The organism is Bacteroides sp. MSK.20.12 (assembly GCF_019052435.1).
Taxonomy (GTDB): Bacteria; Bacteroidota; Bacteroidia; order Bacteroidales; family Bacteroidaceae; genus Bacteroides; species Bacteroides xylanisolvens.
Genome location: NZ_JAHQVH010000025.1, coordinates 15704 through 37634, shown reverse-complemented (window position 1 = coordinate 37634; position 21931 = coordinate 15704). Strand labels below are relative to the sequence as shown.

Below are 21931 nucleotides of genomic sequence, written 5' to 3'. Positions count from 1 at the left end.
TATTACGTATTCTAGTTGGAGTTGCCAAGAAAAATCGACGAAATCAAGGAGCAAGACGACTGATTTTCCATTCTCCGTCCGGTTGTAGGGTGTATAGAAAGCGGTCGTGTAGTCGGTTGGGGCGTCCTTGCCAGAATTCAATCCTTGTAGGTGTGACGGCATATCCGCCCCAATTATCAGGTCTTTCCACTTCTTTTCCAATCCATCGGGCGGCTTCTCTGATGAAGGATCGTATCAATTGCATTCTGCTTGCTATCGGTTGACTTTGCGGAGAAATTCGTGCGCCAATCCGGCTTTTATAAGGACGTTTCCGGAAGTATTCATCCGATTCTTCCGGTGAAACTTTCGTCGCTATTCCTTCTATATGTATTTGTCTTTCGAGGGCGTGCCAGACAAAAGAGAGGGAGATAGATGGATTTTGTGCCAATTGTCTGCCTTTGCGGCTTTCGTAATTGGTATAAAAGATAAATTTTCCATCATGGAGTCCTTTTAACAATACTGTACGTGTGGACGGTCTCCCTTCGGGGGATACAGTTCCTACAATGACCGCAGTCGGTTCGTCCACCTCTGCGTTAATCGCTTCTTGCAGCCAACGACTGAAAAGCGAAAGCGGGTCGCCGGGAAGTTCACTTTCCCGCAACCCGCCTTTCGTATATTCCTGTCGGATATCTGCTATGTTTAATTTCGCCATAAGATTATCTGGCAGCTTTAGTTTATTATTTTTAATGATGATATCACATAGGTACTTCTATTAATAGAATATGTGAGTCTTTTAATGTCTCCAGTTCAACGCTGTTCGTATCGTAAACACCCATGCCGTCACGACGTTTCAACACTTCACCGTCTACTACTATTTCTCCTTCAATGAGGAAGATATAGACGCCTGCATGACTTTGATGCATGTGATAACCTAATTTCTTTCCGGCTTCTACTTTGCCGATGGAGAACCAGGTATCTTGCAAAAGGGAAGCAGGTGTGCTACCGTCGGGCGATACGATGACTGCCAGTTCGTTCGGACGCTCCAGTTCTGCAATGCTGAAATCCTGATAAACGGGACGGGTGTTCCGTTCTCTCGGCATAATCCAAATCTGCAGGAATTCCACCGGTTCTACCGGACTTGCATTTACTTCACTATGGAAGATTCCTGTTCCCGCACTCATTGTCTGAATTTCTCCGACAGTAATAATGCGGCTGTTCTTCTTGCTGTCTCCATGTTGCAGATGTCCTTTCAGAGGAATGGAAATAATTTCCATATTCTTATGCGGGTGAGTCTGAAAACCTTGTCCGGGCGCAACCTTATCATCATTCAATACGCGAAGAGCACCAAAATTGATACGGTCGGAGTCGAAGTACTCGTCAAAACTGAAAGTGTGATAACTATCCAGCCAATCATACTGGGAATGTCCTCTTGTATCTGCTTTATGTATTACTTTTTTCATAAAAACTGTCCTTTCTCTTATTTGTTTATATGTTTGGTAAACAAAGAAAGCGGCTTAAAAGTTTTATTTCTTCACTTCATTTAATAAAGGCTTGTGATTGATAAAATCTTTTATGTTTTGCAGGGTGGTTGCGGCAATATTCTCCATTGCTTCATGTGTGAAAAAAGCTTGATGAGAAGTGACGATTACATTGTTGAACGAGAGCAAACGGGCGAGTACATCATCGTCGATGATGCGGTCGGATTGATCTTCATAAAAGTATTCGCTTTCTTCCTCGTATACGTCTAGTCCTGCGGAACCTATTTTCTTGTTTTTTAACCCTTCAATCAGTGCATTGGTATGAATCAATTGCCCGCGACCGGTATTGATAATCATTACTCCGTCTTTCATTTTACTGATAGAGTAGTCGTTTATCAGGTATTTGGTCTCTTCAGTGAGCGGACAGTGTAAGGAGATAATATCCGAATTGTGGTATAGTTCGTCCAGTGAAGTATAAACTATTTGTTCTTGACGAGCGAAGTTGTAGTCCGGATAGAGGTCATAAGCCAGTACGTTCATGCCGAAACCTCTTAAGATATGAATTAATATTTTCGCTATTTTTCCTGTGCCGATGATACCTGCTGTTTTCCCGTGCATATCGAATCCCATCAGACCGTGCAGGGAGAAATTACCGTCTTTGGTACGCCAGGAGGCGCGGGGTATTTTGCGGTTTAGCGATAGCATAAGTGCTACCGTGTATTCTGCAACAGCATAGGGAGAATAAGCGGGAACCCGCACTACGGTGATTCCGGCAGCGGCGGCAGCATTTAAATCTACATTATTAAATCCGGCACAGCGTAATGCCAGTAGTTTCACTCCGTTTGCCGCCATCACACGGATTACTTCTGCGTCGGCAACGTCGTTCACAAAGATACAGACTGCATCCACTCCTTGTGTCAGTAGTACGTTGTTTTTATTCAGGTGTCCTTTGTAATAGCGTATTTCAAATCCAAACTCTTTGTTTTTGTCATTGAAAGAGGACTCGTCATAAGGCTTTGTGCCGAAAAATGCAATTGTATAGGCCATAATATTTTCAGTTTTTATTGCTTACTAGTAAACGCTAAAATAGGGTGAATTGTTTATCCTTTTTTGGGTTATAAATGAGAATTGTTTCATTAGAAACAGTTTACTTTTTCAATTAAAATAGGAGGCTAAACGAAAATAAATGCACAAACGTATCTCTCGTGTGCAATAATATCGTATCTTTGCGCCCGAAATAATTAAAAAAAGATTTAGATGAGAAAAATTTCCTTGATTGGATTTGTAATGCTAATCGTTTCAATTCCAACTTTTGCCGGAGGTCTTCTGACAAATACTAATCAACACGCTGCTTTTCTTCGTATGCTATCTCGTGGTGCTACCTTTGAAATAGACGGGGCTTTGTCCAATCCTGCCGGTTTGGCTTTTTTGCCGAATGATGGTTTCCATATGGGATTGAGTGTTCAGAGTGCCTTTCAGACGAGAAATATTGATGCTAGCTTCTATACTTATAATGGAATTGCTATGAATAATGGGAGCCCGGTTATGGTTGATGGGAAACCGGTACCAACAAAATCTGATAATCCATTTAATAAATATTATAAGGGAAAAGCTGCTGCACCGGTCATTCCTAGCGTGTTCGCAGCCTATAAGAAAGGAGATTGGACGATTTCCGGTTTCTTCGCTATAACTGGCGGAGGTGGAAAGGCTTCGTTTGATGACGGTCTGCCTATGTTCGACGCGGCTGCTATGGCGGGGATTTTTCAGGGTAGTATTCCGGGACACCTTACTCCTGGTGTACAAAGTCCTCTTGTGACTCCCAATATGTATGACATCAATAGTGCAATGGATGGTAAGCAATATATCTATTCTTTACAGTTAGGACTAACTTATAAAATTAACGATTGGCTTTCTGCATTCGCCGGTGGACGTATGAACTATTTTACAGGTGGTTATAAAGGTTTTCTAAATGCTCATCTGAAAGAAGCTTATGGTGGTGGCGAATTGATGAATCTGGAATTGGATTGTGATCAGACGGGTTGGGGATTGACTCCTGTTCTCGGTGTGGATGCCAAGTTTGGTAAATTCAATATTGGTGCGAAATATGAATTCAAGACGAACTTGAATATTGAAAACAAAACTAATAATTTGAAATATCCAGATTCGGCAGAGAGTTTGGTTGGTAGCTATAAAGATGGTGTGAATACTCCGAATGATATTCCTTCTATGCTTTCGGTAGCAGTGGCTTATGAATTCCTTCCAGTGTTGCGTGCATCTGTAGAGTATCACTTCTATGATGATAAGAAAGCGGGAATGGCTGGTGACAAACAGAAATATCTGACAAAGGGAGCAAATGAATATTTAATGGGTATTGAATGGGATGTAACCAAGCAATTGACATTGAGCTGTGGCGGACAGATTACAGACTACGGATTATCTGACGACTTCCAAAGTGATACCAGTTTCTCTTGTGACTCTTATACATTGGGTGTTGGAGCGAAAGTGAAGTTGAGTGAAAGAGCAGCTTTGAATGTTGGTTATATGTGGACTACCTATGAAGATTATACTAAAACTTCAAAGAATTATAGTGGTACAGGATTGCCTGGTACCAATGTATATAGCCGTACCAACAAAGTATTTGGTCTTAGCATTGACTACAGATTCTAAATAAATTAGAACTCAATAAAAAACGAAGTTAATAATGATGAGAGGGAGATAGCGTTTCAATGGCTGTCTCCCTCTTCAATTTTATACAATGAAATAATTTTTTATGTATATGCTGATTTAGAAAGAATACTGCACCAGCATATTCAACCGGTTGGCATGGCGGGTTGCGGAACTAAAATCAGTGCGCCATCCTCTCAAATATTCAACGCCGACTTGCAGATTGCTGCTTACATTCCAGAAAGCATTGGCTACCAGATATTGTCCTTTACGATAGGATTCGGGATTCTCACTAGGATATCCATTTTCAGAATAAAGTCTGGACAGACTGTATGTTCCGGATATAAAGATGCTCGGGCAAAGATTGTATTGCAATCCTGCATACCATCCCAGCATCGGAAGAACTTGCATTTTTCCTTCCTTGTCGGGATCGGGGACGATGTCTACGTTCAGGTTGCTTAAATCATTCAGGTAGGAACCGATACCTTTTCCATAATTAAATTGTCCGTATGCCTGCAATTTCTTGGTAATATTGAAGGTTGTAGAGGCTTGCAGACCGAAGCCAGTAGCAGAATAGGCTTTCTCATGCACATTGCTCGAATAAGTCATGCTGCGGATAATGGCTCCTAATTTAATATGGCTGTTGCTGTTCCAGTTATACTGTACGGAAGTGGCAAAGTCAGGCATCCGTTGGGTGTTGATAGACAAATCATTGTTGGTTGTTCCGTCTACTGAAGGCATTTCCATAGAAACACCAAACTTCCAGTTTTTCAACTTATCACACATATAGCTTAATTGCGTAGTGCGGTAAAAGGCTGATCCGTTAGGACCTGCAAAGTCGATAGTTGGAGGCAGTGCGGAGAGGTCCATGAACGAACCATAGCTGTACCCGATAGTGAAACCGAGGAATTGTGCGTAAGCGTTTTGTAATTCAAAGGTCTTTCCATCGCCACGGAAGTTTCCGGCAGTGTAAACTACGAAGTCTCCCAAATGTTTGGTACGTCCTACCAATTTGAGGAACAGGGTGGAAGTGGTGATGTCCATCTGGAATTGGTTCTTTGCAAAATTGCCGCTTCCGCGTTGTGGTATCAATGCCGGATAGAAATCTACATCATTAACGATACCGTTAAAATCATACTCTGCCGTTGCACGAACGTATCCTCCGATGCCGAGGGCGAATTTCCCTTTCTGGTCAGTGAGCAGGAAGCGGGGAGCATTGGGGTCGTGAAAACGCATCTGTGAACGGTCGTTCATGATTCGGATGATTTCATCTCCTGCTTTGTTCTTCGAGACAAACATGATTGAGTTGGGTTCTTCATCTTCGATGATTACCTTTTTTTGTGCATGGGCACAGAGGGGGAAAATTCCTATCCCCAGTAGCATAGCTACCATTTTAAAGCTTGTTTTCATTATGAGTTAAGTTTTAGGTGAATGCCCAATCAACAACTAAAAAAAGAAATGGTTGAGAGGGGCAAAGGAAAAATTGCCAAACTAATCGGAAGAATTGCTATTTATAATGATTCTAAAAAAGCGGATCTTTGTATCGTACTAATTAGAGAAAAGAAATACGATGATGGAAAAAGTAGATTTTACGAAAGGAATATTAGCGATACAACCGGATTTGCATCGCTTCGCATATAAATTGACGGCAGATCGCGAATCTGCCAATGATTTGGTTCAGGATTGTTTGTTGCAGGCATTGGATAATCAGGAGAAGTTTACGTATAGCAAAAATCTGAAAGGATGGATGTATACGCTTATGCGTAATATTTTCGTGAATAACTATCGTCGTACAGTTCGCGAAATGAACTTGATTGATGATAGTTACTCCATCAATCAACAACATCTGATAGAAGATGAGGATGCTGACAGATTCGAATTTACATACGATATGAAACAGTTGTATAGGGTGATACATTCTATACCGGAAGAGATGAAAGTGCCTTTTCAGATGTTTGTAGCTGGATTTAAGTATAGAGAAATTGCCGAGAAATTAGGATTGCCGATGGGGACGGTGAAGAGCCGTCTGTTTTTCATCCGTAAACGGTTGAAAGAGGAATTGAAAGATTTCTCCTCCTGATGCGCTTTTTTAATTGAGTGATGTGTTTTAAGGTCAAAGTGATAAGCCTTCCTGTCAGAATACGACGCTGATGGGGAGGCTCTTTTTTATTGTCAATCCAGTATTTTCTGTACTCTGTGTTTAGCCTTTTGGACAGTTGCTTGTGCGGTATAGGCTGCTTCTATAGCTTTTTCTTTCACTGTAGTCGTCTGAAAAGGATTGTTCATAGAGAGTTTTCATTTTTTTTAGTCATCCTTTCTTTTTAGTTTTATGATTCAGTGTTTTGATACTGTTGAGGTAGGCTTGTTCTACAGGTGAAAGCGTGCGCACTTCCCACTTGCGATATTCTGTTTCAGCTTTATCCATAGCTTGTTCATGACTTATCATACCGGCATCCATCAATAGAACTTCTCCCGTGGAAGACAGTATGGCATCCAGATGTTTGATGTAATCGTTCATGTACATTGGACGGTGCTTGATAGCTTGTACTTCGGCAAAATCAAAATATCCGGAGACAAGGTTGTTCAGCACTTTGAGCTCTTCTGCGCTCAAGTAGTTCTTGGCTATCTTTGCATCGCGCAATGTCGGATGGTCGCCTTTAAAGGAAGTTAGTCCCATCATGTGTTGGTCGGCATTGGCTCGTTCATAAATAACTTCTGCAGCTGTATGTCCGTGGGCTGCAAAATGTAGCTTATTCTGAACAATCTTGAAGAATTCAATAGATTGTTTGGCGTGGGGATCGTAATCTACGGCAGTAGCATAGATATCAAGCACTTGTCTATACATCACCTTTTCAGACGATCGGATGTCACGGATGCGGTCGAGTAACTCTTTCCAATAATAGCCTCCTCCCATCTGCTTCAATCGTTCATCGTCTATGGTGAAGCCTTTGATGATATATTCTTTAAGGCGTGCCGTTGCCCATTGACGGAAGTGTGTGGCTTGAATTGAATTTATTCGGTAGCCTAAAGATATTATCATATCAAGATTGTAGTGAGGAATTTCTCTTTCAACCATGCGCGATCCTTCTTGTCGAACCTGTCGGATTTTCCGACAGGTTGATTCTTCAACAAGTTCACCATCTTCATAAATGTGCTTAATATGTTCTACCACATTTGTTCGAGATGTCTGGTAAAGGTCGGCCATTTGCTGTTGGGATAGCCATACGGTATCTTCGTCCATCTGCACTTCTATGTGTGTCTGCCCGTTTTCGCTTTGGTAGATGATGATATTGCTTTTATTTTCTTTTGCCATGATTTAGATATCGTTTCTTTAAATATAGTTTATAAGTTTAATCTTTGATACAAACATTAAGCTCTGTATTTGGCAAAGTTATGTCTTTTCGGTGAAATGTATGTCAATCATCAGATTTCTTTTGCTTTTTCATAGTTTTTCCTATACCTTTGCAGCGCAAAAGAATAAAAAGACATTTGATGCCGTGAATAGCGGTCGTGTATTCTAGAACACCACGTAAAAAACAGGAATTATGAAAGAAAAAGTATCTGTACCCTTTATGCTGCTGGGTATCCTTTTTAACGTTTGCCTTATTGCAGCCAATCTTCTTGAAACGAAAGTAATCCAGATCGGTAGTTTGACCGTAACAGCCGGATTATTGGTTTTTCCTATTTCTTATATTATAAATGACTGTATCGCCGAGGTTTGGGGATTCAAGAAAGCGCGCCTTATCATTTGGAGTGGTTTTGCTATGAACTTCTTTGTGGTCGCTCTTGGGTTGATAGCTGTTGCCATTCCTGCTGCTCCTTTTTGGGAAGGTGAAGAGCACTTTGATTTTGTGTTCGGTATGGCTCCACGTATTGTGGCTGCCAGTCTGATGGCCTTTTTGGTAGGCTCATTTCTCAATGCGTATGTGATGAGTAAAATGAAAGTAGCCAGTCAGGGACGTAACTTTTCAGCCCGTGCCATTTGGTCGACTGTGGTGGGTGAGACTGCCGATTCATTGATTTTCTTCCCGGTAGCTTTTGGAGGTGTCATTGCCTGGAAAGAACTGCTTATCATGATGGGGATTCAGATTGTATTGAAATCCTTGTATGAGGTGATGATCCTCCCGGTGACGATCCGTGTGGTGAAAGCAATCAAGAAAATAGACGGTAGTGATGTTTACGACACCGATATCTCTTATAATGTATTGAAAGTCAAAGATATTTAATATAGAATATGAATAGAGAAGTAGCATTGGTTGTGTTTAGTGGTGGGCAGGATTCTACCACTTGCCTGTTTTGGGCAAAACGCAATTTTAAGAAAGTATATGCCTTGAGTTTTCTGTATGGTCAGAAGCATCAGAAAGAAGTGGAACTTGCGCGGGAGATAGCCCGGAAAGCGGAAGTGGAATTTGATGTGATGGATGTTTCCTTCATCGGACAGTTAGGCCATAATTCATTGACCGATACCACCATGGTGATGGATCAGGAAAAGCCGGCAGATAGTGTTCCCAATACATTTGTTCCGGGACGCAACCTGTTCTTTTTGAGTATTGCGGCGGTGTATGCCCGTGAACGTGGTATTAATCATTTGGTAACGGGAGTTTCCCAAACGGATTTCAGCGGCTATCCCGATTGTAGGGATGCGTTTATCAAGTCTCTCAATGTGACTCTCAATTTGGCTATGGATGAACAGTTTGTAATTCATACTCCTTTGATGTGGATTGATAAAGCAGAGACATGGGCGTTGGCCGACGAATTGGGAGTAATGGAACTGATTCGCACCGAGACTTTGACATGTTATAATGGTGTTCAAGGAGATGGCTGCGGACATTGCCCGGCTTGTACGTTACGCCGGGAAGGATTGGAGAAGTATTTAAAAAGTAAGAATCAATAATATCTCTACATAGAGATTAAAATGCATTTTCTTGCTGTCATCTGTCACATTGTTGTTGTTAAACAGTTGATTATAAAATAAATAGTTTGTGACAGCAAGTGGTGACAGCAACAAAACTTGATATTTTGCCGTCACATCTATTGTCACCGGTAAGTTTCAACTAATAGAAGATAGTAGTTTCTGCCTGGAATGTATTGGCTTAGTTTAGTTTCAGCAGCTTGAAACTAAAGTTCCAACGGTAGGAAACTAGAGTTTCAACGGTGGGAAACTAAAGTTTCTGTTACTTGAAACTATTAGTTCCAAGGCGTGAAACACTTGGTTCCTCGGTGTGAAACACTTTGTTTCTCTACGGGAAACAGTTTGTTTCAGGTAATGAAACAAACTGTAACAAGTAAGCTGCGGATAAAGCAACCGTGGGTTAAGGGTTGATGGTGATAGGTGATAGATGTGGTGATAGGTTGTAAAACGAATCTTTCACCACTGAAACATTGATGAATAGAGCGTTTGAGACTGGCCGGTGATAGGTGAAAGAGGAAATGTGTTTTTTTATCTAGAATAGGGGTTGTAGTTAACGAGTACAATGACAGAATTAAAAGACCAACTTTCTTTATTAGGAAGAAAGACCGAGTATAAGCAAGATTATGCTCCTGAAGTATTGGAAGCTTTTGATAATAAGCATCCTGAAAATGACTATTGGGTACGTTTTAACTGCCCGGAATTTACAAGTCTGTGTCCTATCACAGGGCAACCGGATTTTGCTGAAATACGTATCAGCTACATTCCTGATATAAAAATGGTAGAAAGTAAGAGTTTGAAACTCTATCTTTTCAGTTTCCGCAGTCATGGTGCTTTTCATGAAGATTGTGTGAACATCATAATGAAAGATCTTATCCGATTGATGAATCCCAAATACATAGAAGTAACGGGAATATTTACTCCTCGTGGTGGTATTTCCATTTATCCGTATGCCAATTATGGTCGTCCGGGAACAAAGTTCGAACAGATGGCAGAACATCGTTTGATGAATCGGGAATAATATAAATAAAAGAATTTACTAGCTAAAAAGATCGAATATGACTCATCATGTGCCTGCTGAATTGCAAAACTATGTTCGGCAAAGTATTATTCCTCAATACGCTAACTTTGATAAAGCGCATCAAATTGACCATGTAGAAAAGGTAATTGAGGAAAGTCTGAAATTAGCGACGTATTATGAACTCGATTATTCGATGGTTTATGTCATTGCTGCTTATCATGACCTGGGGTTGTATGAAGGACGTGAATTTCATCATATAACCTCCGGCAAAGTATTGTTAGCCGACGAAACTTTGCGGAGTTGGTTTACGGATGAACAGCTGTTGCAGATGAAAGAGGCGATAGAAGATCATCGGGCTTCTAATAAACAGGCTCCCAGAACAATCTATGGAATGATTGTTGCCGAGGCTGACCGAATTATTGATCCCGAAGTTACTTTACGCCGTACCGTACAATATGGGCTGTCTCATTATCCGGAGATGGATAAAGAAGAGCAATATGCCCGTTTTCGGAAACATCTAACTGAAAAATATGCAGAAGGAGGGTATCTGACGTTATGGATACCCCAATCGGATAATGCCGGACGGTTGGCAGAACTTCGTCAACTAATTGCGGATGAAAAAAAACTTTGTAGAGTTTTTAATAAAATCTATGAAGAAGAGAATAATACAGTTTTGTGAAATATAGCTATTAGCTTGCGTTCGATTCATTTTTTATTTTTATCTTTGTCATATTAAGGATTGCAATACGATAGACAATGGAAGAATATATTACTCGATTTTCAACATATCTTTTTTGGGATGTCAATAAAGATGATTTGGATATGGAGAAGCATTCACAATATATAATAAAGAGAGTGCTTGAATATGGTATGTTGCAAGATTGGAATATTGTAAAACAATATTATGGACTTGGGAGGATCGTCGAAATAGCTAAAGGGTTTCGTGAATTGGAGCCTCGGGCTTTAGCTTATCTTTCTGCCATTTCACAAACTCCTAAAGAACAATTTAGATGTTACACTTATCAACGGTCGAATCCACAACACTGGAACTTTTAAAAAAGTTGCAACAGTTGCCTGTACTTTGTAATACTCGTCTAGTCGGTGGTACTGCATTAGCTTTGCAATTAGGACATCGAAAGTCGGTCGATTTGGATTTTTTTGGTCAGATTAATGTAGATTCTCAAGATTTGAAGGAAGCTTTGCGAACACTTGGGACACTGACTATCTTAAATGATTCTAAGAATATACACATTTACGTATTGAATGAGGTTAAAATAGATATCGTGAACTATACTTATCCTTGGCTTGATGATGTCGTATATAAAGATGGGATACGTTTGGCAAGTCCTAGAGATATTGCGGCAATGAAAATTACCGCTATTGAAGGGAGGGGTACTAAAAAAGATTTTGTAGATATTTACTTTTTGTTGAAAAAGTATTCATTGAAAAATCTATTGGATTTCTATTCTCAAAAATATCCTGACTCATCTTCTTTTATGGCTATGAAAAGTTTAGCTTATTTTGAAGATGCGGAGGAGGAACCAATGCCTTATATGTTTGTGGATGTATCTTGGGACGAAATTAAAAAGTCTATTTTGTCTTGTTTATAATAGTATGATAAGTTACTATTCATGATGATACGGCCCTCCATTCAATATCGTCATTGCCCGATAAATCTGCTCCACGAATATCAGCCGGATCATCTGATGTGAGAAAGTCATCTTGGACATTGAAATCTTTTCGTGTGCTGCCTGATACACTTTTTCTGAAAAGCCATAAGGACCTCCGATAATAAAAACGAGCCGTTTATTCACCGTATTCATTTTCCGTTTCATATATTCGGCAAACTCAAGAGAACGCATTTCTTTTCCGTGTTCATCGAGCAGCACCACGACGTCACCCGGTTGAAGAGCTTTCAGTATCAGTTCTCCTTCCTTTTCTTTCTGTACTTCCATTGAAAGACTCTTGGTGTTTTTCAGTTCGGGAATCACTTCCATATCAAAAGTGATATAGCGTTTGGTGCGCTGGATATAGTCGTTGATGGCAGTGATATAGTGCTGTTCTACGGTTCGTCCTACGACGAGCAGGGTTGTTTTCATACGTCTACAATTCTGATTATTGCACAAAAATAGGCATTTTTTATGTTATTCTGCAATTAATGCTTACCTTTGCCTATCATTAGTTGAAAGTTTAAGCCTTTAAACTTCAACTTAAAAGCTTGTAATTATGAAAAAACGAGTGCTCGTAGGAATGACCGCATTGCTTCTTTCCCTCTCGTTGCTAATGGCGCAAGAGATACCGGCAGGAGTGATTACGGCATTTAAAAGAGGAAGCTCGCAAGAGCTAAGTAAGTATATGGGGGACAAGGTAAACCTGGTGCTCCAAGGTCGCTCGACAAACGTTGACAAACAGAAAGCAACAGCTGCGATGCAGGAATTCTTTACGGAGAATAAAGTCAGCGGATTTAATGTGAACCATCAGGGAAAACGGGACGAATCAAGTTTCGTTATCGGCACGTTGGCTACTACTAATGGGAACTTTCGTGTGAACTGTTTCCTGAAGAAAGTGCAGAATCAATATTTAATACATCAAATAAGAATTGACAAGATCAATGAATAAGGAAAAAGAACTGATCGACAGGTTGATCGATCTTGCTTTTGCAGAAGATATAGGTGATGGTGATCATACCACCCTTTCATGTATTCCCGCTACGGCAATGGGAAAATCAAAATTGCTTATCAAAGAAGCCGGTGTACTGGCAGGTATCGAAGTAGCCAAAGAAATTTTCAACCGCTTCGACCCCACTATGAAAGTGGAAGTGTTTATCAACGACGGAACAGAAGTGAAACCGGGCGACGTAGCAATGGTAGTGGAAGGAAAAGTGCAATCTTTGCTTCAGACCGAACGTCTGATGTTGAACGTGATGCAGCGTATGAGCGGCATCGCAACCATGACCCGCAAATATGCAAAGGTATTGGAAGGAACAAATACCCGTGTGCTCGACACCCGTAAGACAACTCCCGGTATGCGCATCCTCGAAAAAATGGCAGTGAAAATCGGTGGTGGAGTAAACCATCGTATTGGTTTGTTCGACATGATTCTTCTGAAAGACAACCATGTAGACTTTGCCGGAGGTATCGACAAAGCTATCACTCGTGCTAAAGAATATTGCAAAGAAAAAGGCAAAGACCTGAAAATAGAAATAGAAGTCCGCAGCTTCGACGAACTGCAACAAGTTCTTGATCTCGGCGGAGTGGATCGTATCATGTTTGATAACTTCACTCCCGAGATGACTAAGAAAGCAGTGGAGATGGTAGCAGGCAAATACGAAACCGAATCTTCGGGCGGCATTACCTTTGATACCCTCCGTGACTATGCCGAATGTGGCGTAGACTTTATCTCGGTGGGGGCTTTGACTCATTCAGTGAAAGGACTGGATATGAGTTTCAAAGCGTGCTGATTTTTTTTCACCACAGAGGACGCAGAGTACACAGAGGAACAATGATAGGAAATTCTTCCTATAAAGTAAGTTTAAAACCTCTGTGTACTCTGCGTCCTCTGTGGTGAACTCTCTTCTATTCTTTAACTTCTTTTAGCAATATTTCTTGCAGCATTCCTCAAACTCTTGCGTCTAATGAGTAAAACGACGCAGACATACGTTCGATTTTAAAAAAAAGTAATTGACTTTGGAAAACGAGATAGAACTGATAAAGGGCTGTCGGGCAGGAAAGGATTCAGCCCGAAAGGAACTTTACACCCTCTATTCCAAACAGATGCTGGCGGTATGTTTCCGCTATACGGGCGATATGGATGCGGCGCACGATGTACTGCATGACGGTTTCATCAAGATTTTTACCAACTTCTCGTTCCGGGGCGAGTCTTCGCTCTGTACATGGATCACCCGGGTGATGGTCACTCAATCACTCGATTTCCTGCGGCGGGAGAAACGAGTCAGCCAGTTGGTAGTGCATGAAGAGCAGCTTCCCGATATACCGGATATATCGGACTCGGGAGGAGGGGCTGGAATCTCCGAAGAGCAATTGATGGCTTTTATTGCTGAATTGCCGGATGGTTGCCGAACCGTTTTCAACCTTTATGTGTTTGAAGAGAAATCGCACAAGGAGATAGCCAAGATGCTTCACATTAAAGAACATTCGTCTACTTCGCAGTTGCACCGGGCCAAGTATTTGTTAGCAAAAAGAATTAAAGAGTATAGGAATCATGAAGAAAGAAAATGATGAAATAACCGATCTGTTTCGCACGCGTCTCGCTGATGCAGGGATGAGTGTACGGGATGGCTTTTGGGAAGAGCTCTCGCAGGAAATACCTGTGGCTTGCCAGCATCGTCGTCGGATTCTGCTCTTCCGTGTGGCGGCTGCGGCATCTGTATTGCTCGTTTTGGCGGCCTCGTCGGCTACTTTCTTGTATTTCTCTCCCAAAGAAGAAATGGAAGAAGCATTTACAAAGATAGCCGTGACAAATGGAGGGCAGATGGATGGAGATGGAGTACGCGTCAATCAGTTACCGTTGCCGGTAGAACCGGTGTTGCCGAAACCGGCTCCAAAGTCTTACGGTATGCTGTCACAATACACGGAGGAAGAAGATTCGCTTTCTATCACTTTCTCCATGTCGTTTTCTTTTTCCGCCACCACTTCCACAGGAAATGGCAACCGATATGGTAATCAAGGGAATAACGGCTTTTGGCAGGCAACAAACGGTGATACGGAATCATCTGTAGCTCCGGAAGAACAATCGAATGTGAATGTGGCTCAACCCAAAGCGGTGAAAAAGCATCGCTGGGCGATGAAAGTTCAGGTAGGCACGGCGCTTCCAGCTGATAATGGCACTTATAAAATGCCAGTTTCCGCAGGGGTAACGGTAGAGCGTAAACTAAACGAATCTCTCGGAATAGAAACCGGACTGCTTTATTCAAACCTTCGTTCGGCGGGGCAGCATTTGCACTATCTGGGTATCCCCGTTAAAGTAAATGTAACACTGGTAGATACGAAGAAATTTGACCTTTATGCTACCGTAGGCGGAATAGCCGATAAATGTATCGCCGGCGCGCCGGACAACAGTTTTAAAGAAGAACCTATCCAACTGGCAGTGACTGCCGGCATTGGAATCAATTATAAGATTAATGACCGACTTGCTGTTTTTGCCGAACCTGGAGTTTCGCATCATTTTAAAACAGATTCGAAACTGGCTACGGTACGAACGAAACGGCCGACTAATTTTAATTTACTTTGCGGACTTCGCATGACGTATTAATCCTTATGAAAATGAAAAAAACACTACTAATGCTGTGGATGGCTGTTTGCCTGATCGTATCTTTTACAGGATGCACCAGCGAAGAAATGGATTATAACAATCCGGATGTTGCCCTTTTTGTGAAACAATTGAAGTCGGGTACATACAAGATGAAGAATGATAAAGGGGTGGTGGAGGTCCCTCATTTTACGGAAGAGGACATCCCCGAACTTTTAAAATATGCAGAAGATCTGACCATTATTCCTTCTTTTCCGTCGGTTTATAATATGAACAATGGTAAAATTCGGTTGGGCGAGTGTATGCTTTGGGTGATTGAGTCTATCCGTCAGGGCACACCTCCGTCATTAGGTTGCAAAATGGTATTGGCGAATGCTGAAAATTATGAAGCAATTTATTTCCTGACTGATGAGGAGGTGCTTGATGCAGCCGCTTGTTATCGTAGTTGGTGGGAAGAACGCCAATATCCGAAAACAAGATGGACAATCGATCCGTGCTACGATGAGCCGCTTTGTGGATCGGGTTATCGTTGGTGGTAACAAAGGAGGAGCCTTCGGAAAGTAAAAAATAGGAAACATTCATGTGGGAACGTTTGTTTGTATCAGTAGTCTTATGCTGCTGACAGGGGATTACTACGCTCAAAAGACCGCTTCTCGTAGGAGAATATAGGTGGTAACGTAAGGGAGAAACGTATGTGCATTAGTGTATATGAAGTGCTCCAAAATAACAGGTAATGAAAGAGAATAGAGGATGGATAGATTGAAACGGTTTATTGCAACGATGGTACTGTGCCTGACGGCTTTATTTGCATATTCGCAAGTATGGACGGCGCAAGACTCTTTGCATTTGAAGAAATTGCTGGAGAGTGACCAGGAGTTGCATTTGAATATGGATGCTGTAAAGTCGATTGATTTCGGAACTGCGGTTGGTACTCCCCGAATGTCGGAGGAGAAAAGCTGGATGATGCCTGATGAATCGCTTCCTGAAGCATTGCCTAAACCGAAAGTGGTGTTGAGTTTGATGCCATATAAAGCGAATACCCGTTATAACTGGGATCCTATCTATCAGAAGAAGATAAAGATTGATAAAAACACTTGGCGGGGAGATCCTTTCTATGAGATACGCCATCAAAGATCCTACTCGAACTGGGCACGTAATCCGATGGCGAAAGGGGTGCGTAAATCTTTGGATGAGATACAGGCGAGTGGAGTACGTTTCCGGCAGTTGAGTGAACGTGCCAATGGAATGATGGTGAACACGGTAGTGATGGACGCACCTATTCCCTTGTTTGGTGGAAGTGGGGTATATATCAATGGCGGAACGGTCGGTGGACTTGACCTGATGGCTGTCTTTACCAAAGAGTTCTGGAATAAGAAAGGCAGAGATAACCGCGCCCGCACATTGGAGGTTTTGAGAACTTATGGAGATTCTACAACTGTGTTGATAAATAAACCGATCGAACAGATTGCACGCTGAAGACGTTATAATGATGTGTTGATGTAACAATGTGTAATGTACTGATTTGAGAGTGTTTGTAATTGAATAATTAGTATATTTGTGTATTGTTATGTTGGCGCATTGTTATATAACTCTGTCGTTATCATTGGTATTTTGGCATATTAAAACATAGATAAATTATTAATTATGAATAGAATTACTTCCCTTCTGGGTATTCAATATCCTATTATTCAAGGTGGTATGGTGTGGTGTAGCGGTTGGCGTCTTGCTTCTGCCGTGAGCAATGCCGGCGGATTGGGATTGATCGGTGCCGGTTCTATGCATCCGGACACTTTACGTGAACATATCCGTAAATGTAATGCGGCCACAAAATTTCCCTTTGGAGTGAATATCCCTTTGATGTATCCCCAAATAGAAGAGATTATGAATATTGTAGTGGAAGAGGGAGTGAAGATTGTTTTTACCTCTGCCGGAAATCCGAAAACGTGGACCGGATGGTTGAAGGAGCGTGGAATAACAGTTGTTCATGTCGTTTCATCTTCTCGTTTTGCTATGAAATGTGAAGAAGCCGGGGTGGATGCAGTAGTAGCTGAAGGTTTCGAAGCCGGAGGGCATAATGGACGGGAGGAAACAACGACTTTCTGTTTGATTCCTGCTGTGCGTGAGGCTACCACATTGCCTTTGATAGCCGCGGGAGGTATTGGTACAGGAGAAGGAATACTGGCTGCTATGGTGTTGGGGGCGGAAGGTGTGCAAATAGGAACACGTTTTGCGCTGACTGAAGAGAGTTCTGCGAGTCCGGTATTTAAAGATTATTGTTTGAGTCTCGGTGAAGGGGATACTAAGTTGTTGTTGAAAAAGCTGGCTCCGACACGATTGGTAAAGAATGCTTTTCGTGAAGCGGTGGAGAAGGCTGAAGATAGTGGTGCTACTTCCGAGGAATTAAGAACTTTGCTCGGACGCGGACGTGCTAAGAAAGGTATCTTCGAAGGTGACTTGGAAGAAGGTGAACTGGAAATAGGTCAGGTCTCGGCAATAATATCCCGTCGACAGTCGGTGGCAGAGGTGATGAATGAATTGGTTGAATCTTATCGGCAAGCTGTGGAGAAAAAATATTTGTTTGAACGATAAATGATCATTTTGCGGAGTGCCCTGAAAGGGTTTAATTTTGCGGAGTGCCCTGAAAGGGCTTAATTATATAGCGTAGGGCAACGCCCTACGTAAAAACGACAATCTGAATTTGCGCCCTGAAAGGGCATAATTGTATACAGTTCCGCCCTTTCAGGGCTTGTGGCTGGTGTGTTTTTTTCGTAGGGCGTTGCCCTACGCTATATAATTAAGCCCTTTCAGGGCACCCCAATAAATATATAATTGTAAGGCTTTCAGCTTAACCGCTAAATTCTCATTCAACCGCTAAATTCTCATTTAACCGATAAATTCCCATTTATTATAGGCTGACAGGTTCGTATTTCAAACCAAATACATCGGCTACAGCTTTATAAACGATTTTTCCTTCTACAATATTCAGTCCAAGAGCCAATGCCGGATTATCTTTGCAGGCTTTTTTCCATCCCTTATTTGCTAAAGCGATCACGTAGGGGAGGGTAGCATTAGTCAGTGCAAGAGTGGAAGTATAAGGTACGGCTCCCGGAATATTAGCTACTGCATAATGAACGATTCCGTCTACAATATAGGTCGGTGCACTGTGGGTGGTTGGGTGAGAAGTCTCGAAGCATCCTCCCTGGTCAATTGCTACATCTACTAATACTGTGCCGGGTTGCATCATCGAAAGCATCTCTTTAGTAATCAGATGTGGTGCTTTATCGCCGGGAATCAATACGGAACCGACAACTAAATCAACATCCGGCAATTCTTTTCTGATTCTTAGTTCGGATGCATACAATGTCTTTACATTCTTAGGAAGTGTTTCACTCAAATAGCGCAAACGTGCCAGATTTATATCTGTGATAGTGACGTCTGCTCCCATTCCCGCAGCCATTTGCGCAGCATTGCTACCTACGATTCCGCCACCTAAAATTAATACTTTAGCCGGTTTAACACCTGGTACACCTCCCAAAAGAATACCTTTTCCACCTTGCGGTTTTTCTAGGAAACGGGCACCTTCCTGAATAGACATACGTCCGGCAACTTCGCTCATCGGAATTAATAAAGGTAATGTATGGTCTGCTTCTTCTACAGTTTCGTAAGCCAGGCATATTGATTTGTTGGAGAGCATGGCAAGGGTTAACTCCCTGTCGGAAGCAAAATGGAAATAAGTGAATAGTAACTGTCCTTTTCTTATTAAGTTATATTCAGTGATTATCGGCTCTTTCACCTTTACGATCATCTCGGCAGTAGCGTAAATATCTTCTATTGTTGGCAGGATATGTGCGCCGACAGCTTGATATGCTTCATCCGGAAAACCGCTATTTATTCCCGCTGTATGTTGGATAAATACCCGATGCCCTTGTTTTACCACTTCAGCCACTCCCGAAGGTGTCATGCCTACACGGTTCTCATTGTTTTTGATTTCCTTTGGTACTCCGATAATCATAATGTTGCGTATTAAAGATTTAACATGTTCGAAAGTACGAAAAATCCCCTTACGTTGTTGTTCGTAAGGGGATGTTTTAGAACAGAATGTCTTCGCGTGTTGAGATGAATAAATGCGTAGAGTGGTTGTTTTATAGACATTCACTGCCCTGCTTGTTGATTTTCATGCTTTTTCCATAGAGACCCACTCGAGCTATGTTGTTATAAAAGGGTTCTGCGATATCGTACTTAAAAGGAAGTACTTCTTCATTATCTTTGTTTATGTATCCCCACTTGGACGACTGGCTTTCAATGCAAACGGCAGCTAATCCTTCAGAAAAAGAGCATCCATTATCATATTCCAGCGGAATGACAACTTCTCCTTTCTTATTAATGAATCCAACTTTGTTGTGTAGTGAGACGAGGGCTAATCCTTCCGCGAATTGCTCCATTTGACTGTAAGTCGGTGGAAGAATGTAGTTTCCTTGTCTGTCAATCAGTCCCCATAATCCATCGTGACATACTCGTGCACATTCTTGCTCAAACGAGTGAGCGGCTGCATATTTAAACGGAATCCGTATTTGTCCGGTATGGTCGATGAATCCGTATTGAGAATTGAGTACTACCATCCCTAATCCTTCTTTAAACGAGAAAGCCCGTTCATACATTAGAGGAATGACAATGTCATATTCTTTATTAATGTATCCCCATTGGATTTTTCCTTTAACCGGTGCCAATCCTTCAGAGAAACGGCCAATGGCCGAGAAGCGCTTTTTCTTATTAGCTACCCCATAAGCTAAAAAAGAAGCGAAGAACTTTGTAATAGTGCTACTCATTTTCTTTATTGTTTGTGTGGTAAGCGTCCGGATACCATATATATACAAGAGAAGCGTGGACGTCGTTAGTTCATTCTATTCAAGGCTCTGGTAAACCTATTGGGAAATGAACAACAGAGTCCACGCCCTTGCATATAACAAAGACGTGAACGCTTAGTTGCCATTATCTCCCCAATTAAAGAATTTACCAGATTCTGAATAGAGATAATATTCTAAACGCTTCTACGTTATTAATCGTAATAAGTCGCTACAAAGATACGGATTTTCTGTTAATCGGCAATTCTTTTGGGGGATAAAGATTTAGCGATGGACGAGATGTGTAGATAAAATATAAAGTAGTTAGTGGACAGAATAAAAAAACTCCCCTTACGCTTTTGGTAAAGAGAGTTTTTTATAGTTTGTTATTTAGTGATATCTATAAGAATATAGATGGTAATATGTTATTAGTTTAATAATCCAGGATTGGCATCAATTGCATCTTGTGGAATACGCAATGTATAGCGGGAGTCATCTTGTACAAGTGTGTAGGTCACATCTTCTATTTCTTTTTTGATTTCTGGTCGGGTAGTTCGGCGTAAATCAAACCAGCGATGTCCTTCAAAAGCAAGCTCACGAGCGCGTTCTTTCAGAATTTCTGTGATTAGCTTTTCTTGGCTCATTGCATTTATTTCATTCTTCTTTTGTTCATAACCTTCTGGTGTATAACGATTCTCTACTAACTTTAGAAGTCGTGAACGTGCTTCAGGCAATTTGTTTAAATGTGCAGCAGCTTCTGCTGAATTTAAATAAAACTCTCCAGTGCGGAAAGTACATTTGAATTTAGATTCACCACTTTTGATAGAAGTATAATCTCCATTTTTATTTGCTTGATAGTACTTGTTTGGGCGTAGATCTTTTCCTTCCTCATATTCTTGTAAAAATGCAGGGTATAGTAAGAGTGATCCGGCATAATCGCTATTCGGGAAAATTTCATAGGCAGTGATCATTTCTACAGATGTAAATTCATTAGGAAGTTTGTCTCCTTCATCGTTTAGGTTCACTAATGTTGATTTTCCGGCTAGTACACGTTCCGAAGATTCATAAGATTTGCCCCATTCACCCATGTATAAATATACCCGTGATTCCATAGCATCTACTGACAATGTTGAGAAACGGTATGAATATTGAACTTCCCATTCTTTTTTATTAATCAGTTTCCTTGCTGTTTCTATATCAGACAATATGGAGGTATATATTTCTTTTACAGTGTTTCGTGATGGTATTTCTTCTAAATCAGTATTGAGTTTGAGAGGAACTGCTTTGGTTTCTAATGCTCCGGCAGCTGTATAAGGTTGTCCATAAAGGTTGACCAATATAAAGTGCATATATGCTCTCATGAGGTAAGCTTCTCCAACTAATTGATTAATATCTTCTTGGCTTCCTTCTGATATTTCATCCTTTTTATCGATGATTGCGTTGGCATAATAGATATTGGTATAATAGGCCGCCCATCCAAATTGTCTCGTACTTGCATTCGGATTAACATCATTCCATTTTTCAACATCTCCTAAAGAATTTTTGGAAGTGGCATCAGACTGTAATATGGTTGCGATATCTGTTCTGATTTCGCATATTCCTCTGTCATTGAGTGCTGTATTGTAAGCTGTTGTGAATAAAGCTCTGTATTCAGCTAGCGTATTGGGAATTACTTGGCCTACTGGCTGTATGTCCAAATAACTATCACAAGAAGATAATAACAGGCTTCCTATTAATGTGAATATATAATATATTTTCTTTGTCATAATAT

24 protein-coding genes are annotated in these 21931 nt (G+C 41.2%); 15 read left to right on the top strand and 9 right to left on the bottom strand.

Translation table 11 applies throughout. The annotated features are described in order from the left end of the window. Positions 1 to 43: 43 nt before the first annotated feature. From pdxH to KTR06_RS14185, 3 genes are all read right to left on the bottom strand, one after another. Positions 44 to 691 carry a pyridoxamine 5'-phosphate oxidase gene (gene pdxH, locus KTR06_RS14195; protein WP_217290443.1) on the bottom strand — a complete coding sequence of 216 codons (648 nt, stop codon included), beginning with the start codon at positions 689 to 691 and terminating at the stop codon, positions 44 to 46. A 43-nt stretch (positions 692 to 734) separates the two neighbouring features. Beyond that, a complete protein-coding gene (locus KTR06_RS14190; RefSeq protein ID WP_004314524.1) occupies positions 735 to 1439 on the bottom strand; it encodes a pirin family protein in 705 nt (234 codons plus the stop codon). A gap of 63 nt (positions 1440 to 1502) precedes the next feature. Further along, positions 1503 to 2504: a 2-hydroxyacid dehydrogenase gene (locus tag KTR06_RS14185; protein ID WP_074705499.1), complete on the bottom strand. Its 1002-nt coding sequence runs from the start codon at positions 2502 to 2504 to the stop codon at positions 1503 to 1505. A 210-nt stretch (positions 2505 to 2714) separates the two neighbouring features. Here KTR06_RS14185 and KTR06_RS14180 point away from each other — a divergent pair, with 210 nt between their 5' ends. Beyond that, positions 2715 to 4124 (top strand): OmpP1/FadL family transporter, encoded by a 1410-nt coding sequence (locus tag KTR06_RS14180; RefSeq protein ID WP_008774706.1) that lies wholly within the window; start codon positions 2715 to 2717, stop codon positions 4122 to 4124. Positions 4125 to 4241: 117 nt separating this feature from the next. Here the strand turns inward: KTR06_RS14180 and KTR06_RS14175 are convergent, their stop codons facing one another. Beyond that, on the bottom strand, positions 4242 to 5531 hold the full coding sequence (locus tag KTR06_RS14175; RefSeq protein ID WP_008644596.1) for a DcaP family trimeric outer membrane transporter: 1290 nt from the start codon (positions 5529 to 5531) through the stop codon (positions 4242 to 4244). 163 nt (positions 5532 to 5694) lie between these two features. Here KTR06_RS14175 and KTR06_RS14170 point away from each other — a divergent pair, with 163 nt between their 5' ends. Continuing rightward, complete coding sequence (locus KTR06_RS14170) at positions 5695 to 6201, top strand: RNA polymerase sigma factor (RefSeq protein WP_004314521.1); 507 nt, start codon at positions 5695 to 5697, stop codon at positions 6199 to 6201. A 228-nt stretch (positions 6202 to 6429) separates the two neighbouring features. Here KTR06_RS14170 and KTR06_RS14165 read toward each other — a convergent pair whose 3' ends face one another. Next, positions 6430 to 7434: a virulence RhuM family protein gene (locus KTR06_RS14165; RefSeq protein WP_134985669.1), complete on the bottom strand. Its 1005-nt coding sequence runs from the start codon at positions 7432 to 7434 to the stop codon at positions 6430 to 6432. Between the two features lie 232 nt (positions 7435 to 7666). Between KTR06_RS14165 and KTR06_RS14160 the strand changes: the two genes are divergently transcribed. From KTR06_RS14160 to KTR06_RS14135, 6 genes are all read left to right on the top strand, one after another. Beyond that, entirely contained in the window at positions 7667 to 8347 is a 681-nt protein-coding gene (locus tag KTR06_RS14160; protein ID WP_004311352.1) for a queuosine precursor transporter, read from the top strand. Positions 8348 to 8355: 8 nt separating this feature from the next. Continuing rightward, the gene (gene queC / locus KTR06_RS14155) at positions 8356 to 9015 is read left to right on the top strand and encodes a 7-cyano-7-deazaguanine synthase QueC (protein WP_118407342.1); all 660 of its coding nucleotides are present in this window, start codon (positions 8356 to 8358) and stop codon (positions 9013 to 9015) included. A gap of 580 nt (positions 9016 to 9595) precedes the next feature. Further along, positions 9596 to 10051: a preQ(1) synthase gene (gene queF / locus KTR06_RS14150; RefSeq protein WP_004304260.1), complete on the top strand. Its 456-nt coding sequence runs from the start codon at positions 9596 to 9598 to the stop codon at positions 10049 to 10051. A gap of 37 nt (positions 10052 to 10088) precedes the next feature. Next, positions 10089 to 10730, top strand: a complete 642-nt coding sequence (locus KTR06_RS14145; protein WP_217290442.1) for an HD domain-containing protein — start codon at positions 10089 to 10091, stop codon at positions 10728 to 10730. Between the two features lie 77 nt (positions 10731 to 10807). After that, a complete protein-coding gene (locus KTR06_RS14140; RefSeq protein ID WP_004311349.1) occupies positions 10808 to 11107 on the top strand; it encodes a hypothetical protein in 300 nt (99 codons plus the stop codon). Then, on the top strand, positions 11062 to 11661 hold the full coding sequence (locus KTR06_RS14135) for a nucleotidyl transferase AbiEii/AbiGii toxin family protein (RefSeq protein ID WP_008025790.1): 600 nt from the start codon (positions 11062 to 11064) through the stop codon (positions 11659 to 11661). The genes KTR06_RS14140 and KTR06_RS14135 overlap by 46 nt, the downstream gene beginning before the upstream one ends. A 15-nt stretch (positions 11662 to 11676) precedes the next feature. On the opposite strand, the gene rlmH is transcribed toward KTR06_RS14135, so the two are convergent. After that, positions 11677 to 12150 (bottom strand): 23S rRNA (pseudouridine(1915)-N(3))-methyltransferase RlmH, encoded by a 474-nt coding sequence (gene rlmH, locus KTR06_RS14130; RefSeq protein WP_004314516.1) that lies wholly within the window; start codon positions 12148 to 12150, stop codon positions 11677 to 11679. 127 nt (positions 12151 to 12277) lie between these two features. Between rlmH and KTR06_RS14125 the strand changes: the two genes are divergently transcribed. From KTR06_RS14125 to KTR06_RS14095, 7 genes are all read left to right on the top strand, one after another. Beyond that, complete coding sequence (locus KTR06_RS14125) at positions 12278 to 12670, top strand: DUF4783 domain-containing protein (RefSeq protein ID WP_004311346.1); 393 nt, start codon at positions 12278 to 12280, stop codon at positions 12668 to 12670. Next, positions 12663 to 13511 carry a carboxylating nicotinate-nucleotide diphosphorylase gene (gene nadC, locus KTR06_RS14120; protein WP_117809086.1) on the top strand — a complete coding sequence of 283 codons (849 nt, stop codon included), beginning with the start codon at positions 12663 to 12665 and terminating at the stop codon, positions 13509 to 13511. The genes KTR06_RS14125 and nadC overlap by 8 nt, the downstream gene beginning before the upstream one ends. Before the next feature lie 226 nt (positions 13512 to 13737). Continuing rightward, positions 13738 to 14289: an RNA polymerase sigma factor gene (locus KTR06_RS14115; RefSeq protein ID WP_004300758.1), complete on the top strand. Its 552-nt coding sequence runs from the start codon at positions 13738 to 13740 to the stop codon at positions 14287 to 14289. After that, positions 14273 to 15322: an outer membrane beta-barrel protein gene (locus KTR06_RS14110; RefSeq protein WP_008025786.1), complete on the top strand. Its 1050-nt coding sequence runs from the start codon at positions 14273 to 14275 to the stop codon at positions 15320 to 15322. The genes KTR06_RS14115 and KTR06_RS14110 overlap by 17 nt, the downstream gene beginning before the upstream one ends. An 11-nt stretch (positions 15323 to 15333) precedes the next feature. Further along, on the top strand, positions 15334 to 15858 hold the full coding sequence (locus KTR06_RS14105) for a DUF4943 family protein (RefSeq protein WP_008644616.1): 525 nt from the start codon (positions 15334 to 15336) through the stop codon (positions 15856 to 15858). 211 nt (positions 15859 to 16069) lie between these two features. Continuing rightward, complete coding sequence (locus KTR06_RS14100; RefSeq protein ID WP_004314511.1) at positions 16070 to 16795, top strand: DUF4858 domain-containing protein; 726 nt, start codon at positions 16070 to 16072, stop codon at positions 16793 to 16795. Between the two features lie 168 nt (positions 16796 to 16963). Continuing rightward, positions 16964 to 17908 carry a nitronate monooxygenase family protein gene (locus tag KTR06_RS14095; RefSeq protein ID WP_008025783.1) on the top strand — a complete coding sequence of 315 codons (945 nt, stop codon included), beginning with the start codon at positions 16964 to 16966 and terminating at the stop codon, positions 17906 to 17908. Between the two features lie 316 nt (positions 17909 to 18224). Here KTR06_RS14095 and ald read toward each other — a convergent pair whose 3' ends face one another. From ald to KTR06_RS14080, 3 genes are all read right to left on the bottom strand, one after another. Then, positions 18225 to 19331, bottom strand: a complete 1107-nt coding sequence (ald, locus tag KTR06_RS14090; RefSeq protein WP_008025781.1) for an alanine dehydrogenase — start codon at positions 19329 to 19331, stop codon at positions 18225 to 18227. A 130-nt stretch (positions 19332 to 19461) separates the two neighbouring features. Further along, entirely contained in the window at positions 19462 to 20145 is a 684-nt protein-coding gene (locus KTR06_RS14085; RefSeq protein WP_004300751.1) for a WG repeat-containing protein, read from the bottom strand. A gap of 443 nt (positions 20146 to 20588) precedes the next feature. Further along, the gene (locus KTR06_RS14080) at positions 20589 to 21926 is read right to left on the bottom strand and encodes a RagB/SusD family nutrient uptake outer membrane protein (protein WP_008025778.1); all 1338 of its coding nucleotides are present in this window, start codon (positions 21924 to 21926) and stop codon (positions 20589 to 20591) included. Positions 21927 to 21931 lie beyond the last annotated feature (5 nt).